We start from the raw sequence: 17,230 nt of genomic DNA on the forward strand, positions 1-17,230 counted from the left end.
ATCGCCGCCTCACCGCCCCGCATCGACCACCGGCATCGGGCCGTCGGGCAGGCCGCGCGCGGCCTTGGCTTCGCGCACCATCCGGCGCACGTCGGCCCGCAGCGCCGCCGCGTCGTAGACGATGCCGTCCTTGATCGTGTAGTCGATCCCGCCGACCCGCTCCACCCGGCCGGTCGCGTCGTCCAGCCGGATCGTACCGGTGCCCAGCAGCAGCTTCAGGTTCGCCAGCGGATTGCCGCGGACCAGCACCAGGTCGGCCTTGCGCCCCACCCGCACCGTGCCCACCTCGTCCGCGCGCCCGATGATCTTCGCGCCCATGCCGGTCGCGGCATGGATCACTTCCAGCGGGCTGAACCCGGCCTCGCGCAGCAGTTCCATCTCCTGCACGTAGCCGAAGCCGTACAGGTTGTAGATGTAGCCGCAATCGCTGCCGATCCCGACCAGCCCGCCCCGGTTCTTGTACTCGTCGACGAAACGCATCCACAGGCGGTAGTTCTGCCGCCAGTCCATCTCGCGCTCGGTGGTCCAGTCGAACCAGTACGAGCCGTGATGGTGGCGGCTGGGACGGTAGAAATCCCACAGTGCCGGCAGGGTGTACTCGGCATGCCAGGTCGCGTTGGTCATCCGCATCAGATCGCGGCTGGCCAGATACGCGGTGAAGGTCGGGCTCAGGCCGAAGCCGCGCTCGAGCAGGGTGTCCATCACCTCGTTCCAGCGATCCGATCCGGGCTTCGCGGCCTGCTGCCACAAGCGGCCGGCCTCGGCGAAGCGCATCTGCTCGTCGGTGTTGTTGAAACCGACCGGCCATCGCTGCAGGCGGCGATCGGTGAACATCGCCTCGGGCAGGCCGTACCAGTGCTCGATCGAGTCCAGGCCGCGTGCCGAGGTCTGCAGCACGTTGGCGTAGGCCACCAGCTGCTGCGCATGGTGCATCGTGGTACGCATGTCCAGCGCCTCGGCCTCGTCGAGCGCCGCGTAAAGCACGTCCTCGGGGATCGAACCGATGAACTTGATACCGTCGGCGCCGCGCCGGCGGGCCTGCCGGACCGCGTCGCGCGCGGCCGCCGGGTCGTGGATGTCCGGCCGGATCGCATTGAAGAACGGGTAGACATCGATCCGCGGCGCGACGATCTCGTTGCGCTCGCTGCGGCGCTTGACGTCGACCAGCCATTCGATCGGCCGCCCGTTGCCGAGTTCGCGGACGCTGGTGACCCCGTGCGCCAGCCACAGCTTGAGCACGTACTCGGGCGGCACGCCCTGGGCGTCGTCCAGGGTATGCAGGTGGACATGGGTATCGACGAAGCCCGGCATCAGGGTGAATCCGGTGCCGTCGATCTCGCGCTCGCCGGCGTCCGCCCGCTTGTCCGGCTCGATCGCCCCGGGCGCGCCGATCGGGCGGATCTCGGCGATCCGGTCGCGCTCGACGACCACGTCGAACGGCCCCTGCATCGGCGCACCGGTGCCGTCGACGACGTCGACGTTGCGGATCACCAGCCGCGCGTACGGCCCCTGCCCGGCATCGCGCGCGGGAATCGCCTCGCGCGTATCGGCGGCCAGCGCCGGAACGGCCACTGTGCCGATCGCAGCGACCAGACCCGCCAGCATGCTCCCAACCCGCCTGCGTACCGCCCGCATCGTGTTCTCCCGAAAGGATGTGGAACCCGCCGCGGGCCATCCAAGGACGGCCCGCACCTGGATCAGAACTTCACCCGCAGGCCGAAGAAGTAACGGCGCCCGAGCACGTCGTAGAGGCCGACGTCGGTGTTCGCATCGCCGGCCAGGGCGGTGCCGAGGATCGGCGGCTGGCGGTCGAACACGTTGTCGACGCCCGCGAACAGCTGCAGGTGCTCGTTGAAGTCATAGGCGGCGTTGGCGTCGAAGTACCACTGCCGCGGCGACTCGGTGACCGCGGCAGTGATGCCCGGCCGCAGCTCGAACTTGTCGATCATCCGGCCCTGCAGGCGCAGCGACAGCGGACCGCTGCGGTAACCGGCCGACATGTTCAGCTTCAGGTCCGGGATCATGATGTTGCCGGTCCCACCGCCGCAGCCGCCGCCCATGTAGCCGGCGCAATCGAGTTCGCCCTGGTCGGCGATGACCTCCATCGAACGCTCGAACAGCCAGCTGGTCAGCAACGCCAGCGAGACCCGGCCGTCGCCGCCGCCGATGCCCCACGGCACCGCGAAGCCGTAGTCGACCTGGAAGTCCAGCCCGCTGGCCTTGAGCAGTCCGATGTTCTGCAGCGTCGAGCGCACGTCGTCGATCTGGCCGTTGGGCAGGCGCACGATCGCCTGGCAGCTCGGCGCGGCCGGATCGACCCGGCTGAAGCAGTCGGCAAGCATCTGGTTGGCGGTGATGCTGGTGATCGCGTCCTCGACCTCGACCTCGAAGTAGTCGACCGCGAAGTTCAGGCCCTCGACGGCCGGGATCGAGAACACTGCGCCGACGGTGAAGGTCTCGGACTTCTCCTCGGTCAGGTCGGGATTGCCGCCGGTGGTGCGCTCGAACCCGACCGAGCCCTGGGTGAAGTTGGGCAGATCGGCGGCGGGCACGCCTTGCTGGATGCACAGCTGCTGCTGGGCCGCGTTCGGATTGGCGGCGGCCGTGCAGGGATCGACGCCGGCTGTGAACCCGCGCGTCCGCGGCGCGTAAAGTTCGTTCAGGCTCGGCGCGCGGATCGCGACGTTGAATGCGCTGCGCAGGCGGAACCAGTCGCTCGGCGCCCACTCCGCACCGAGCTTCCAGGTGTTGACGCCACCGATGGTGGAATAGTCCGAATAGCGTGCCGCACCCTCGATGGCCAGATCGTGCGCAAAGCGCGCATCGGCGAGCAGCGGCACGCGGAACTCGGCGAACAGCTCCCTGACGCTGTACTCGCCGGCCATCGGCGATTGCGAGGTCGCGCCATAGTCGCCGGACACGTCCATCGCGCTGGGCTGGAACCGGTACTCGTCCTTGCGGTACTCGGCGCCGAAAGCCAGCGCGACCGAACCGGCCGGCAGGTCGAACAACGTGCCGCTCATCGAGGCGCCGGCCACCGTGCGATCGAAGATCTCGTAGCTGGCGCGCTGCGGGGTCAGGAACGCCGCCGCATCGGCGTCGATCGAGCCCAGCCCGAAAATGCTCGCCGGCACGCAGCCGCTGGCCTGATGGACGCAGACCAGGTTGCCGTCCGCATCCACCGTGGCATCCAGCGCCTGCGACAGCCGTGCCTGGTTGATCTGGTTGTTGTTGGTGGTGTCGGTGCGGGTGCGCTGCTCCTGCATGAAGGCGTCCCAGCGCCACCAGTGGCCGCCACCGGCCTCGAAATCGCCGCGCAGGCCGCCGACCAGGTTGTAGCTGACCCGCTCGTAGGTGTAGAAGCGCGGCCCCAGTTCGTCGGCGCGCCGGCCCGAACCGACGATCTCCGCGACGCCGTCGCCATCCGGGTCGAAGATGTGGGTGTTGTCGGACAGGAACCGGCGCACGTTCGGCAGCAGCACCGGGTTGATGGCGTAGTTGGGCACCAGCAGCGTCGACGACGGCGCGCCCGGAGTCACCGGCGTGAACGAATCGGGGGCCTGCTGGTACTCGTTGCGGCTGTTGGAGTAGTAGGCCTCGCCATAGGCCTCGACCGCATCGTTGATCTTGTAGTTGGCCAGCGCCGTGACCTGGGTCCGCTCCAACGGGCGCTGCAGGTAGTTCAGGTCCGCATAGTTGTAGGCGTCCTGCGGGCTGCAGTACGGCAGCGGCGTGCCGCCTTCTCCGAAACGGATGCCGGTGATCGCGCTGCATGCCCCGGAGGGGGCCAGGTCGACGCCGACCAACGAATCGAGCTGCGCGCCGCTGAGTCCGATCCGGGTGCCCGGGACCGAACCGGAGCCGCCGGGCACGAGTTCGCCGTCGACGGTGTCGAGCGGCACGCGCGAGAAATCACGCCAGCCTTGCAGTATGGCATCGCGTTCGGTGCGGCTGATCGACAGCACGGCGTTGCCGCGATCGTCGGCGAAGTTGCCGCCGAGGGTCAGGTCGAACTTGTCGTAGGCGCCGTCGCCTTCGGCGGTCTGCCCGTGGGTGTACGCCGCTTCGATTCCTTCGAAGTCCTTGCGCAGGATGAAGTTGACCGCACCGGCGACGGCGTCGGAGCCATAGACCGCCGAGGCGCCGCCGGTGATGATTTCGACATTCTCGATCAGCGCATCGGGAATGCTCGCCAGGTCAACCACGCCATCGGAATTGGCCGGCATGAAACGGCGGCCGTTGACCAGGGTCAGCGTGCGCGTGGCACCGAGGCCGCGCAGATTGGCGGTCAGCACGCCGGAACCGCCGCCGTTGTTGACGCTGGAAGTATTTCCGGCGGCGAGCTGTGGAAATTCGTTGAGTACATTCTCGATCGTCGCGCTGCCGGACATCACGATGTCCTCGCGCGTCACCACCGTGGTCGGACTGGGTGCGCTCAGATCGCTGCGCGCCAGGCGCGATCCTGTCACGGTGACCGTGTCGAGATTGGAAACCGTCGCGTTCCCGGATTCCGTTTCCGCAGTGGCGGCCTGATCCTGTGCATGTGCCGCGCCCGCAACCAGTGAACCGGCGACCAGGATGCCCGCAACACTGTCCGCCAGAGGACGCCTCTTCGGCGGTTGCGGCAAGCACTGCGAATCACGTGAGGAATGGCGCGTGGCGCATCGAATGGCTGTCATGGAAATACCCCGGATGTGAGAGGAGTGCTTGGGTGCGTTACGAACTCTTGCCTGTCTCCGCCTTTCCTGGAGAGGCCATCGCTTCCCGATCGACGGCAAGCTGGCAGATGACACTTCCATGACCCCAAGTCTCGTTGCCGTTGGCGCGCCGGGTCTTGTGTGGTTTGACGTATTTGCATGCGGAAACCTGCATGATTGTCTTGTGCAATACAGCAATTCCACGGCCCCGGGCACGCGAAGCCCGCCACCCGAATTCACACGCAGATACGCTCTCGAATGCCCGTCGTTAAGTGTGTGCGTTCCGTATCTTCGATGGATAGGCCGGCTCGGCATTGGGTTTCTGCCGACCACGACGATTCATCTGCAGAAATCCGCATAAATACTCCAATGCGGGAATCCGCATGACCTGCGCCTGCTGTTTTTGAACCTGCATGCCAGCCACCCGGACCGCGACACGACGGATGGCGGTGGGAGGAGTTCAGGCGCGTGCCGCTTCGCCGCACCCTTGTGGTAGGCCAAGGCCCACCATTGCCGTCCGCGATAACGCGCCACCATCCTCCGCGCCACCGCATCCCGGCCCTCGCGCATGGCGCAAGGGCGGTTAGGCGTGCGCGAGCCAATGGCTCGCAACGGCACGCCTTCGCCCCGGAGGGAGAAGGTAGTGCGCATGTCCGCCTTCAGGCGGACATGCGCATTCGCCTCTTTGAGGGCTCGCCCCTAAAGCCCCGGCCTTGCCAGGGATTACCTATCCGCGCCTGCTCAAGGACGGCAGTCGCTCGCCAGCAGGCGGTCGCCAGGGTCAGGAGTCGACACCGACGACACGTGGTTCAACGCGATCACCCAGCGCCCCTCCACCTTCCGCATCAGCCGGGTATTGATCCCGTACTGCGGCTCGTCCGCGCGCGCCAGGTGGTAGCGGCTGACGAGCTGAGCGGCATCGTCGGCAAGGCGCTCGATCCGGATGTCATAGAAACACAGCACGCCGCGCGTATCGGATGAACCGCCGTAGTCGGCGATGTAATGATCGAGCGTCCCCTGCCAGTCGCGCTGGAACCGGCCTCGGGACACGAACACCACGCCCGGCCGCGAGAAACCGGCCATGTAGGCGACGAAGTCCCCGCGGTTCCAGGCGGCCTGCATGTCCGCGATGACACCGCGGATGGCCCGCTCCTCCTCCCGGTCGCCTGCCTGCGCGGCGCCGGCCGCGGACATCGCCGCGGCCAGCACCGTCGTCGCCCGTAAGCGATGGCGTCCGGGCATCAACCGCCCCCGGCCTGCGCCTTCTTTCGCTCGGCGATGAATGCACGCATTTCCTCTTCCAGGACCGGCAGCGGTACCGAACCGAGGTTGAGGATGGTGTCGTGGAACGGACGCTGGTCGAATGCAGGCCCGAGCTCGCGCTCCGCCTCGCTGCGCAAGTCGCGGATGGTCTTGTAACCGATGTAATACGAGAGCGCCTGCCCCGGCCAGGCGATGTAGCGGTCGACCTCGTTGACGATGTCCTGATGCGCCAGCGCCGTATGGCTGGCGAGATAATCGATCGCCTGCTGTCTGCTCCAGCCGAATTCGTGCAGGCCGGTGTCGATCACCAGACGTGCCGCACGCCACATTTCGAACGTCAATCGGCCGAAATCCTCGTAAGGCGTTTCGTAGATCCCCATCGACGTACCGAGCCACTCGGTGTACAGCGCCCACCCCTCCCCGTACGCGGAGAAGTAGGTTTGCTGGCGGAAATCGGGACGCGCGGGCGCCTCCAGGGCAAGCGCCGCCTGCAGGCTGTGCCCTGGATTGCATTCGTGCAGCACCAACGCGGGCAGGTTGTACAACGGGCGCGAAGGCAAGTCGTAAGTGTTGAACAGGCACGAATCCAATCCCCCGCGACCGGAGGTGTAGATCGGCGCGATGTCCTCCGGCACCGGCAGGATCGTGAAACGATAGCGCGGCAGGACGCCAAGCACATGCTTGAGCTCGCCATCCGCCTTCTTGGCGATCCAGGCGGTGTAGTGGAGCAGCTCCTTGGGCGTCTTGGCGTAGAATTGCGGATCGGTACGCAGGAAGGTCAGGAACTCCTCGAAGCTGCCGTCGAACTTCGCCCGCTTCATCACCTCGCGCATCTCCTTCGAGATACGGTCCACTTCGGCCAGGCCGATCTCGTGGATCTCCCTGGCGGTCATGTCGCGGGTGACGAATTCGTCGATCTGGGTCTTGTAGAACGCGCGCCCGTCCGGCAGGCCGCTGGCCGCCGTGCTGGTGCGCGCACGCGCAAGGTACTGCTCGCGCATGAAGCTCAGCAGCTTGCCGTACGCCGGGACCACCTGTTCGAGCACCACCTTGCGCCCCTCTTCGATCAACCGGCTGCGCGCCGGCTCCGGAATCGACGCGGGCATCCTCGCCAAGGTATCGAGGAACGGATTGCCCTCGCCGGCGATGGTGTACGGCTCGATGGTGCCGTCGCGCCCTTCGACCGACGAGCGCGGCACGCTCCAGCCGCGCGACAGCCCCGCCTCCATGTTGGCGATGTTCTCGTCGAAATAGCGCGGGATGTCGCGGAGCCGGCCGATGAAGCGCCGCCAGTCGGCTTCGCTCTGGAACGGCTGGCGCGGATTCAGGCCGCCCCAGAAGAACGTGTCGCTGTTGAACGGCGCCTCGTAGGTGCGCCAGACCGCGTTGTTGTGGTGGGCCTCGACCGCGGCGCGGAACACCGCCGCGTTGATCTGTTCCTCGCGGGTGAAGTCCTCCGCCGGAATCGCGTCCAGCGTGGCCAGCACCTGCTTCCAGTACGCCGCACGGCGCTGCCAGCTCTCCGGCGTGACCGAGGGCAGGCGCGCCGATGGTTGCCAGCGCCCGTCGATCTTCTCGCGCGCGAACTCGTCCTGCCGCCATTCCCATTCGGCGGTATAGAGATCGCGCAGCTTCGCTTCGGAAGCGTTGGCCGGCTTGGCGATCTCCTGCGATGCCTCGTCCTGGCCTGCCATCGCAGGCATCACGGCCATGCCCATGGCCACTACCATCGACAGCGAAAGCGTCTTCATGATCGGTCCGATACGGCTGGCAGCGTGCATCTTCTCCCTCCTGCGGTGGATGTGGCGGTGCATCGGAGGGAGGGCGGACGGCCGTTCCGCTCCAGCGCGCCTCCGTCCATCCTGCGCAGGCAAGGCGGCCGCGTCTTGTGGGACAGCACCGCAACAGGTGCGGCATTCCGCACAAATCGTATCCACGATGTAAAACCGCCCGCCCGCCCGCCCGCCCGCCTGCCTGCCTGCCTTCCCACGATCAGTTCAACGGCTTGCCCCCCTTTGAAAAAGGGGGGCTGGGGGGATTTGCTCGGTGCCCCACCAAGCAACAGCAACAGCAAATCGCTTTGCGATTCCCGGCCCCCGCGCAGCGCGCGGGAGCGCTCAAACCGCCGCAAGCCTGCGGCTTGCAAGCGGCGGCTTTCGCCCCCCTCAATCCCCCTTTTTCAAAGGGGGAGGACAAGCGCCAGGAAACGCGGGGAGACTTCGGGCTCGGAACCCTCCCCGCCGACGGCCGCCCGTGGCGCCGGTCCCCACGCAACGATGCGGCCCTGCGCCGACCTCACGCGCCGTCGTCCTCTTCCAGCGCGAGTTCCTCCGCACGCAACCCCGAACGCGCCGCCCATTCGTAGACGGCGAACGCGATTGCCGCCACGGCCAGCGTGTCCCAGGGATGCGCGATCGCGCCGATGCCGCCGAAGGTACCCAGGTACGACACCGCCATCACCAGCACGTAGAACACGATCAGCCACAGCGAACACTGCACCTGGCGCAACAGGCGCGCGCGCGCCTCCTGCGAAGGCAGCTTGTAGAGCACGTACGCGGCGAACAACACCACCTGCAGGCCCAGCAGCCACGACAGCGTCTGCCAGCGCGACCAGTACACGATCAACGCGGCGACGATGAACGACAGCGGCCCGAGCAGCGCCAGGACGCGCACCCGGAACGGGCGCGCCAGGTGGGGCGCGCTGCGGCGCAGCGACGCCACCGTCACCGGCGCCGCCGCGTAGCTCAGCATGAGCGCGGCAGAGACCACGCCGATCAATTTCTCCCATGACGGGAACGGCAGGGTCCAGAACACCGACAGCGCGAAACTCAGCCACAGCGCCGGGCGCGGAATACCTGACTTGGCGTCCACCTTGGTCAAGGACTTGACGCCGATATTGCGCGCCCAGCCATAGATCACCCGCGGCGTCGCGCTCATGTAGATGTTGCCGGTGCCGCTGGGCGAGACCACCGCATCGGCCACCACCAGCGTCGCCAGCCAGCCCAGGCCCAGCACCAACGCGATGTCGCGGTACGGCAGCGAGTACAGCTTGTCGATGCCGTTCCAGCCAGCGACCAGATGTTCGGCGGGAATGCTGCCCAGGAACGACAGCTGCAACAGCACGTAGATCCCCGTGGACAACAGAACCGACAGGATCAGCGCGATCGGGATCGTGCGCTGCGGGTCGCGCACCTCGCTGGCCACCGACACGATCGGGGTCAGCCCCAGGTAGGCGAAGATGATGCCACCGGTCGAGATCGCGGCCTGGACGCCGGCCGCGCCGTACGGTGCGAAGCCGTGCAATTGCATGTTGTCGCTGTTGAAATGCGACAGCAGCAGCACGATCACCAGAACCGGCACCATGAACTTGAACACGCTGACGATGTTGTTGGAGATGGCGAAGCTCTTCACGCTGAAGTAGTTGAGCAGGAAGAACAGCACCAGCAGGCCGAACTGCACCAGCCAGCCCAGGAGCGAGGGATCGCCGCTGTCGGGTTGTGTCAGTCCCGGGAACCATGCCGCCGCATACTGGCGGGCGGCCACCGCCTCGATCGCGATCAGGCTGGAGAACGCGATCAGGGTGATCAGGCCCATCATCGATCCCAGCAGCGGGCCGTGCGAGTACTCGGGATAGCGCACCACCCCGCCTGCGCGCGGCAGCGCCGCGCCCAGTTCGCAATACACCAGCCCCAGCAGGAACACGGCGAAGCCGCCGAACACCCATGACAGGATGCCGGCCGGGCCGGCCATGCCGGCGACATGGCTGGCGGCGAACAGCCAGCCGGAACCGAAGATCGAACCGAGCCCGATGAAGGTCAGGTCGGTGAGGCTGAGGGTCTTGCGAAATTTACCTTGTGAAGCCATGGGTCACCTGTTTGGAAGGGACATGCCAGGCGAAGGCGGGGGGCTTCGCTTCGGGTCGGTGTCACGCGAACGGCCTGTCGATCGCCGGCGCCGGCGGCGTGAACCACTGCGCACCGTCGCCGGTGACGTGGAAATGGTCTTCGAGGCGCACGCCGAACCGGCCGGGCACCACGATCATCGGCTCGTTGCTGGCGCACATTCCCGGCTGCAGCACGGTCCGGTTGCCGGGCAACAGGTACGGGGCTTCATGGATCTGCAGTCCGCAGCCGTGGCCGGTGCGGTGCGGCAGCCCCGGCAGGCGATAGCCCGGCCCGAGGCCGGCCGCTTCCAGTACGCGCCTTGCCGCGGCGTCCACCGCCTCGCAGGCCTCACCCGGGCGCGCCGCGGCGAATGCGGCCTCCTGCGCGGCCCGCTCGAGTTCCCAGATGCGGCGCTGTTCCCCGGTGGGGGTGCCGAAGGCGAAGGTCCGGGTGATGTCGGAGTGGTACCCCTGCACGGTGCAGCCGGTGTCGATCAGCACCAGGTCGCCTTCGCGCAGGTGCTGCACGCCGGGAATGCCGTGCGGGTAGGCGGTGGCGTGCCCGAACTGGACGATGCAGAAGGTCGAGCCGTCGTCGGCGCCCAGCGCGCGATGCGCCTGGTCGATGAAGCGCACCAGTTCGTCGCTGCCGATGCCTTCGCGGACGATGCCCGCCGCGAGCCGATGCACCTGCAGCGTCATGTCGCAGGCCTGTTGCATCAGCGCCAGCTCGGCCGGCGACTTGCGCATCCGGCAGCCGTCGACGATCGCGGCGGCATCGACGATGGCGTTCGCGGCCAGGTGCGCGCGCAGGCCGGTATGCACCGCGAACGCCGTTGCCGGATCCAGTGCCAGCGTGCGCGCGCCACGCTCGGCCATCGCCCGCGCGATCAGCGCGTACGGATCCTCGTGCTCTTCCCACAGGCGCTTGCCGGCCGGGATCTCCAGCACCGCGTCGAGCGAGCCTTCCTCGAACGCCGGGCAGACCAGCAGCGGATCGCCATCGGCGGTCAGCAGCATCGCCACCAGCCGCTCGCTCGCGCTCCAGGGAACGCCGGCGAAATAGCGCAACGAGGCACCGGCACCGACCAGCAGCGCATCGACGCCCTGCGCGCGCATCAACGCCCGTGCGCGCTCGATGCGCTGCCGGTACTCGTCGGTGGAAATCGGCGGAGCGCGCCGCGCCCACGGCGACAGCCCCGCCAACGCCGCGTCACGCTGCAGATGACCGATCTGTCCGCTCATCCGGCCGTCGCCACGTCGCCCGTACTCCACTCGCCATCGATCCGGCGCCAGACTCCGCCGGGGTTGCGATCACGCAGCACCGGCGGCAGCAACGCATCGGGGACGTTGTCGTAGCTGTGCAAACCGGCGAAACGGCGGATCGATCCCGGCATGCCCACCGAAGTGAAACCCGGGTGGCCGGTGGCCGGATACGGGCCGCCATGGTTCATCGCGGGGCTGACCGCCACGCCGGTCGGCATCTTGTCCATGATCAGCCTGCCCACGCGTGGACGCAGCAGCGAGATCAATGCGGAAGCCGCGACGTCGTCGCGGCCGTCGGCGGCACGATACAGGGTCGCGGTCAGGTTGCCCTCGAACGCGCGAGCGATCGCCTGCGCCTGTTCGCGGCCGTCGCTGCGCACCACCAGGCCGACCGGCCCGAAGGCTTCGGCCTGCAGGCTCGCCGGATCGGCCAGGAAGAGCGCGCCGTCGACGGCCAGCAGCTCCGGCCGCACCCAGTAGCCCGGGCGGTCCGAGTCGCCGCCACCGGCGACCCGTTCGGCACCTGCGGCCCGCAGCGCATCGACCGCGGCATTGAGGTGACGCCTGCCGTCGGCGGAGAACAGCACCTGTTCCGGCGCCGCGTCGAACCGCGATGCCGCTGCGGCGACGAACGCGTCGCCCGCCGCCGTCCGCGGCACCACCAGCAGCCCCGGATTGGTGCAGAACTGCCCGCTGCCCATGGTGCAGGACGCGAAGAATTCCTGCGCCAGGTCCTCGCCGCGGAGTTCCAGCACGCCTTCGAGCAGGAACACGGGATTGATGCTGGACATCTCGGCGTAGAACGGCACGCCGGCGGCATCGGCCTGCGCCTTCAACGCCAACCCGCTGGAACGCCCGCCGGTGAAGCCGACCCCGCCGATCGCGCCCTGCCCGACCAGCAAGTCGCTGCACGACGGATCCACCCCGTACAGCAGCTGGATGGCCGCGGCCGGCAGCCCGGCGGCCACCAACGCCGCGTGCGCGATCCTCCCCAGCTTCTCACTCGTGCCCGGATGCAGCGGATGGACCTTGGCGATCACCGGGTTGCGCGCGGCGATGGCCGAGGCGAAATCGCTGCCCGCAATGGCGTTGAACGCGAACGGAAAGTTGTTCGGGCCGAACACCGTGACCGGCTTGCCCAGCGGGCCGAACACCGAACGCAGGCCGCCGGCGGTGTCGATCACCGGGTCGGCCCAGCTCCACTCGCGTACCGCACGCGCGGCCTGGCGCAACTGGCCGCTGGTGCGCGGCAACTCCACCTCGCGCAGACGCGGCGACACCGGCAGGCCGGTTTCGGCATTGGCCAGCTCGGCCAGCGCATCGGCCTCGGCCTCGATGCCGTCGGCATAGCCTTCGAGGAAGGCGGCGATCCGCTCCGGGTCGGTGGCGGAGAACGTCTCCGCCACCGCTACCGCGGCCGCCACCGCGTCTTCCACCTCGCGGCGGCCGCTGACCGGATACACAGGGCCGACCGGCTCGCCGGTCGCCGGATTGTGCGCGCGCAGTTCGCCGATCGGTGCAACCGCATCGCGCCATGCGCCCGCTACCAGAACCTGTTGACGTCCGCCCATCATCACAGCACCGGACGGTTCTTGTTCGCGCGCTCGATCACGCCGAGCGCGGCCTCGCGCTCGGCGCCTTCGACCGGCAGGCGCGGGGCGCGCACGCGCTCGTTGCCCCAGTCCACGCACTGCTGGGTCAGCTTGATCAGCTGCACGAACTTCGGCACGGTGTCCAGCCGCAGCAGCGGCAAGAACCAGCTGTACAGATCCTTGACCGCGTCGTACCCGCCATCGCGTGCGCGCTCGAACAGCGCCACCGATTCGTGCGGATAGGCATTGACCTGGCCGGCGATCCACCCGGTCGCGCCCATCGCCAGGCCTTCGACGATGGCGTCGTCGATGCCGGTCATCAGCACCAGGCGGTCGCCGGACAGTTCCTGGATCTCGGCCAGGCGACGGATGTCGCCCGAGGACTCCTTGACCGCCTCGATCTGCGGGAACTCGTTGGCCAGCTCCACGATCTGCGCCGCGCTGAAGTCGGTCTTGTAGGCGACCGGGTTGTTGTAGAGCAGGATCGGCAAGCTGGTGGCGTTGGCAACCGCGCGGAAGTGCGCGCTCATTTCCCTCCAGTCGGTCGAATAGGCGTAGACCGGCAACACCATCAAACCGCGCGCGCCTTCGGCCTCGACCGCCCTGGCCAGCTGGACCGCCTCGTCGGTGGACAACGCGGCAATCCCCGGGATCACCGGCGTGTCGCCCAGCGCCTTGACCAGGGTGCGCACGATCGCGACCTTCTCGTCGAAGGTGAGCGTGGCGCTTTCGCCCAGCGAACCCAGCGGGACCACGCCGATGCAGCCGGCTTCCACCTGCCACTGTGCATGCTTGGCGAGGAACGCATGGTCGACCCGTCCGTCCTCGGCAAAGGGGGTGGTGAGTGCGGGGATCACGCCTTGCCACATGCTCTTGCTCATTTCACAACTCCTGCGATAAGTCCGTTGGAAGTCCGCCGCCGAAACCGGCCAGCACCTCCAGCGGAACGGGAAAAATCGGGGGGCGGAAGCCGTCTCGCGTGGCACCGCCCAGCTCGGCCAATGCGCTGCCGCAGATACGCCCCTGGCAGGCGCCCATGCCGCAGCGGGTCAGCAGCTTGGCTTCACGGCCCGGCGCGCAGGCGGACAGCGCCGACAGCCGCACGTCCTCGCAGCGGCAGACGATGGTGTCCGGCTCGGCCAGCGCACGCAGGCCGTCGTGCAGCGCGAAGCGACGGTTCAATGCCGTGGCGAAGCGGCGCGCGCGTGCGCGCCGCGGCAGCAACGCGCGTGCGGCCTCGTGCCGCCCGGCCGCCGCATGGCCGGCGATGGCGCCTTCGGCCACGGCGCAGTCCAGGCCGCCGATGCCGCAGGCCTCGCCCGCGGCGAACACGGACTCGACGCTGCTGCCCTGCCACCGGTCCACCAGCACGTGCGCATGCGGGCCGCCGCCCAGCGCGCACCCCACGGCCTGCGCCAATTCGATGTTGGGCACCAGCCCGAACCCGCAGGCAAGCTGGTCGCATTCCACGGTCGCGGTGCGCCCGCCGATGCGCAGTTCCACCGCACGCAGGCGCTCGTCGCCCAGGGCACGCAGCACATGGCTGCCGGCGTGATAGGGCACGCGCCACAACGACCGGCGCAGGCGCGCCGCCTGCACGGCCTTGCCTGGCCAGCGCCACAATCCGGCGGTGAACATGGACAGCGCGCGCATGGACGCCTGCTCGTGGATGCCGAGGACCCGGGCACCGTGGCGGCGCAGCGTATCGGCGGCCGCCAGCAACAGCGGGCCGCTGCCGGCTACCAGCACGCGTTTGCCGCGCATCGGCCCACCCTGCTTGGCCAGCGCCTGCGCGCCGCCGGCACCGGTCACGCCGGGCAGTGTCCATCCGGGAAAGGGCAGCAGCAGTTCGCGCGCCCCGGTCGCCAGCACCAGCGACCCGTAATCGACGGTCACCGCCACCTGCCCGCTGCGCACGAACAGGCGCTTGCCGGCATGGCCGGCAACCTCGGACTGCATCAGCGTCGGAACGCCCGCCGCCGCCAGTTCCCGCTGCAGCGCGCGCGCAGGCCCGGGCGCGCCGTGCCGCACGTCGTTGCGCCAGACCTGCCCGCCCGGCACCGGCTGCGGATCGATCAGCATCACCCGCGCGCCATGCGACGCCGCGGCCCGGGCCGCCGACAACCCGGCGGGCCCGGCGCCGATGATGGCGACGTCGCAATGGTGGCGCCGGTCAGCCATGCGTACGTACCTCCATGCCTTCGGCCACCGGCAGCAGGCACGTCCGCTGCTGCGCCCGGCCGTCGACCGTCGCCCGGCATTCGAAACACACCCCCATGCCGCACAGCGGCGCGCGCCGCTGCCCGCCGCAGGATTCGCGGGTGGTGCCACCGGCATGCGCGATCGCCGCGGCCACGCTGCTGCCGGCCGCGACCGAGATCTCGCGGCCGTCGATGCGAAGGCGGACCGGGGGCGACGGCGCATTCATGCCGCCACCCGCGCGGGATCGTAGGGAGCGGGGTCGATCGCGGGGCGCCGTCCGTCGATCAGGTCCAGCAGCAGGCGCGCCGTGCCCGGTGCGGTCGTCACGCCGAGCCCTTCGTGGCCGGTCGCCACCCAGCAGTCCGCGCGCCCGGGCACCGCGCCGATGTAGGGGCGGCCATCGGCAGTGCACGGGCGCAACCCCGTCCAGGCCCGGATCGCCTGCAGCCCACGCAGCACCGGCAGGTAGCGGAACGCGCGCTCCAGCATGCGCCGGAGCACGGACGGATGGACGTCCGGTCCGGCTGCGCGCTGCTCGCGCGAAGAACCGATCAGCAGCTGCCCGGTCGGACGCGGCTGCACGTTGAACGCCACGCTGACCTCGGCATCGCCATGCGCACTGTCGGCGTAGCCCAGTTCCAGTACCTGGTGGCGGAGCAATCCCGGGTGACGGTCGGTGATGACCAGGTGCCCGCGGCGGACGTGCATCGGCAATTCCGGCAGCAGCGCGTTGCTGGCGGCCCCCGCCGCCACCAGCACCGGCCCCCGCAGCACGGCGCCGTCGTCCAGTGCCACCCCATCGCGGAGCACGCGCAGCACCTGGCGGCCGCGCACCAGGGTCGCGCCCGCATCGATGCAGCGTCCGATCAGCCACGCGACCGCGCGCGGCGGATAGACCGTACCCTCACCCGGGACCAGCAGGCCGCCGGCCAGGTCCGGCGCGAGATGCGGCTCCAGTTCCCGCAGGCGCCCGGCATCGACCCGTTCGGCGTGGATGCCGGCCTTGCCCAGGCGCGCGATCTTGCCCGGCACCGCCGCCATCTCGGTCTCGTCGGCCGCCACCCACAGGGTGCCGCAACGGCTGAAATCGGCGGCGGCGAGTCCTTCGAATCCTGCCCACAGCCCGATCGAATAACGGGCCAGCGCCAGCTCCGCCGGATCGCCGTCCATGGCCACCAGGTGCCCCATCGACGCCGCCGTGACCCCGCCGCCGGCGACATCCGCCTCGACGATGGCCACCCTGCGCCCGCCGGCGACCGCCCGCTCGGCGCAACTGGCGCCGATGATGCCGGCGCCGACGACGATGAGGTCGAACTCCCTCATGCCTGGACGGCGTCCCCGCGGATGCCCCAAGCGAAAGGGTCGTCGCCCTCGATGAGGAGCTCGGCGCTGCCGGTGATCCAGGCCTGCCCGGTGATCCTGGGCAGGACACCGCGTCCGCCCCTGCGGTAGGCGCATTCGAACGTGCTGCCCAGGATGCCCTGCTGCACCCAGACTTCGCCTTCGGCCAGCTTGCCTTCGGCGGCCAGGCAGGCCAGCTTGGCGCTGGTACCGGTGCCGCAGGGCGAACGGTCGTAAGCGCCGCCCGGGCACATCACGAAATTGCGCGCCTGTCCGGAGCCGTCCGGCGAGGGGCCGCTGACCTCGATGTGGTCGATGACGCCACCGTCACCCCCGCCGATGCCCGCCGCATCGATCGCGCGCTGGATCGCCAGGGTGTAAGCGCTCAGTTCCGACCGGTGCGCGAAATCCAGCGGCACCGGGGACTGCTCGGTGATGAAGAACCAGTTGCCGCCCCAGGCCACGTCGCCGACCACGGTCCCGTAGCCGGGAACCTCGACCGTCGCCCCGGTCGCGGCGCGATAGCTTTCGACGTTGTCGATCGACACCCGGCCGTCGGCATGCAGTTCCACTCCGACCACGCCGACCGGCGTCTCGATCAGGTGCCGGCCCGGGCCGATCCGGCCCAGGTGCGCCAGCGTGCGCGTCAGCCCGATGGTGCCGTGACCGCACATGCCCAGATAGCCGACATTGTTGAAGAAGATCACGCCGGTGCAGCAACGCGGATCCACCGGCGCCTGCAACAGCGCGGCGACCATGGTGTCCGAGCCGCGCGGCTCGCAGGCGATGGCGCTGCGCCAATGGTCGAATGCGTCGCGGAAGCGTGCGCGGCGCTCGGCCAGGCTGCCGCCACCGAGTCCGGGAAAGCCGGACAGCACCACGCGCGTGGGTTCGCCGGCGGTATGGGAGTCGATGACGGTCAAGATCTGCATGCCGTCATCTTCCAGCCGCGGCGCCTGCCCGCGCTAGGACACCCTGCCCACGAC

12 protein-coding genes are annotated in these 17,230 nt (G+C 69.0%); all 12 read right to left on the reverse strand.

The genetic code is table 11. The annotated features are described in order from the left end of the window. Positions 1–9: 9 nt before the first annotated feature. On the reverse strand, positions 10–1,605 hold the full coding sequence (locus U3649_RS14425; protein ID WP_407352005.1) for an amidohydrolase family protein: 1,596 nt from the start codon (positions 1,603–1,605) through the stop codon (positions 10–12). Positions 1,606–1,697: 92 nt separating this feature from the next. Further along, positions 1,698–4,469, reverse strand: a complete 2,772-nt coding sequence (locus tag U3649_RS14430) for a TonB-dependent receptor domain-containing protein (RefSeq protein WP_407352006.1) — start codon at positions 4,467–4,469, stop codon at positions 1,698–1,700. Positions 4,470–5,438: 969 nt separating this feature from the next. After that, on the reverse strand, positions 5,439–5,939 hold the full coding sequence (locus U3649_RS14435; protein ID WP_407352007.1) for a YybH family protein: 501 nt from the start codon (positions 5,937–5,939) through the stop codon (positions 5,439–5,441). Then, on the reverse strand, positions 5,939–7,711 hold the full coding sequence (locus U3649_RS14440) for a DUF885 domain-containing protein (RefSeq protein WP_407352008.1): 1,773 nt from the start codon (positions 7,709–7,711) through the stop codon (positions 5,939–5,941). The genes U3649_RS14435 and U3649_RS14440 overlap by 1 nt, the downstream gene beginning before the upstream one ends. Before the next feature lie 544 nt (positions 7,712–8,255). Further along, complete coding sequence (locus tag U3649_RS14445) at positions 8,256–9,824, reverse strand: APC family permease (RefSeq protein WP_407352009.1); 1,569 nt, start codon at positions 9,822–9,824, stop codon at positions 8,256–8,258. A gap of 61 nt (positions 9,825–9,885) precedes the next feature. Beyond that, positions 9,886–11,088: a M24 family metallopeptidase gene (locus U3649_RS14450; RefSeq protein WP_407352010.1), complete on the reverse strand. Its 1,203-nt coding sequence runs from the start codon at positions 11,086–11,088 to the stop codon at positions 9,886–9,888. Next, the gene (locus tag U3649_RS14455) at positions 11,085–12,680 is read right to left on the reverse strand and encodes an aldehyde dehydrogenase family protein (RefSeq protein WP_407352011.1); all 1,596 of its coding nucleotides are present in this window, start codon (positions 12,678–12,680) and stop codon (positions 11,085–11,087) included. The genes U3649_RS14450 and U3649_RS14455 overlap by 4 nt, the downstream gene beginning before the upstream one ends. A gap of 2 nt (positions 12,681–12,682) precedes the next feature. Beyond that, positions 12,683–13,582, reverse strand: a complete 900-nt coding sequence (locus tag U3649_RS14460) for a dihydrodipicolinate synthase family protein (protein WP_407352012.1) — start codon at positions 13,580–13,582, stop codon at positions 12,683–12,685. 1 nt (position 13,583) lies between these two features. Continuing rightward, complete coding sequence (locus U3649_RS14465; RefSeq protein ID WP_407352013.1) at positions 13,584–14,882, reverse strand: FAD-dependent oxidoreductase; 1,299 nt, start codon at positions 14,880–14,882, stop codon at positions 13,584–13,586. Beyond that, positions 14,875–15,129, reverse strand: a complete 255-nt coding sequence (locus U3649_RS14470) for a 2Fe-2S iron-sulfur cluster-binding protein (protein WP_407352014.1) — start codon at positions 15,127–15,129, stop codon at positions 14,875–14,877. The genes U3649_RS14465 and U3649_RS14470 overlap by 8 nt, the downstream gene beginning before the upstream one ends. Next, entirely contained in the window at positions 15,126–16,226 is a 1,101-nt protein-coding gene (locus U3649_RS14475; protein ID WP_407352015.1) for an NAD(P)/FAD-dependent oxidoreductase, read from the reverse strand. The genes U3649_RS14470 and U3649_RS14475 overlap by 4 nt, the downstream gene beginning before the upstream one ends. Then, positions 16,223–17,176 (reverse strand): proline racemase family protein, encoded by a 954-nt coding sequence (locus U3649_RS14480; RefSeq protein ID WP_407352016.1) that lies wholly within the window; start codon positions 17,174–17,176, stop codon positions 16,223–16,225. Before U3649_RS14480 ends, U3649_RS14475 begins: the two co-directional genes overlap by 4 nt. Positions 17,177–17,230: the final 54 nt, after the last annotated feature.

The organism is Luteimonas sp. R10 (assembly GCF_045689605.1).
GTDB lineage: Bacteria > Pseudomonadota > Gammaproteobacteria > Xanthomonadales > Xanthomonadaceae > Luteimonas.

Excerpts from the sequence above, each read along its gene's own strand:
- U3649_RS14425 (WP_407352005.1), bottom strand. The coding sequence starts at position 1,605 with ATGCTGGCGGGTCTGGTCGCTGCGATCGGCACAGTGGCCGTTCCGGCG.
- U3649_RS14435 (WP_407352007.1), bottom strand. The coding sequence starts at position 5,939 with ATGCCCGGACGCCATCGCTTACGGGCGACGACGGTGCTGGCCGCGGCG.
- U3649_RS14440 (WP_407352008.1), bottom strand. The coding sequence starts at position 7,711 with ATGAAGACGCTTTCGCTGTCGATGGTAGTGGCCATGGGCATGGCCGTG.
- U3649_RS14445 (WP_407352009.1), bottom strand. The coding sequence starts at position 9,824 with ATGGCTTCACAAGGTAAATTTCGCAAGACCCTCAGCCTCACCGACCTG.
- U3649_RS14450 (WP_407352010.1), bottom strand. The coding sequence starts at position 11,088 with ATGAGCGGACAGATCGGTCATCTGCAGCGTGACGCGGCGTTGGCGGGG.
- U3649_RS14455 (WP_407352011.1), bottom strand. The coding sequence starts at position 12,680 with ATGGGCGGACGTCAACAGGTTCTGGTAGCGGGCGCATGGCGCGATGCG.
- U3649_RS14460 (WP_407352012.1), bottom strand. The coding sequence starts at position 13,582 with ATGAGCAAGAGCATGTGGCAAGGCGTGATCCCCGCACTCACCACCCCC.
- U3649_RS14465 (WP_407352013.1), bottom strand. The coding sequence starts at position 14,882 with ATGGCTGACCGGCGCCACCATTGCGACGTCGCCATCATCGGCGCCGGG.
- U3649_RS14470 (WP_407352014.1), bottom strand. The coding sequence starts at position 15,129 with ATGAATGCGCCGTCGCCCCCGGTCCGCCTTCGCATCGACGGCCGCGAG.
- U3649_RS14475 (WP_407352015.1), bottom strand. The coding sequence starts at position 16,226 with ATGAGGGAGTTCGACCTCATCGTCGTCGGCGCCGGCATCATCGGCGCC.
- U3649_RS14480 (WP_407352016.1), bottom strand. The coding sequence starts at position 17,176 with ATGCAGATCTTGACCGTCATCGACTCCCATACCGCCGGCGAACCCACG.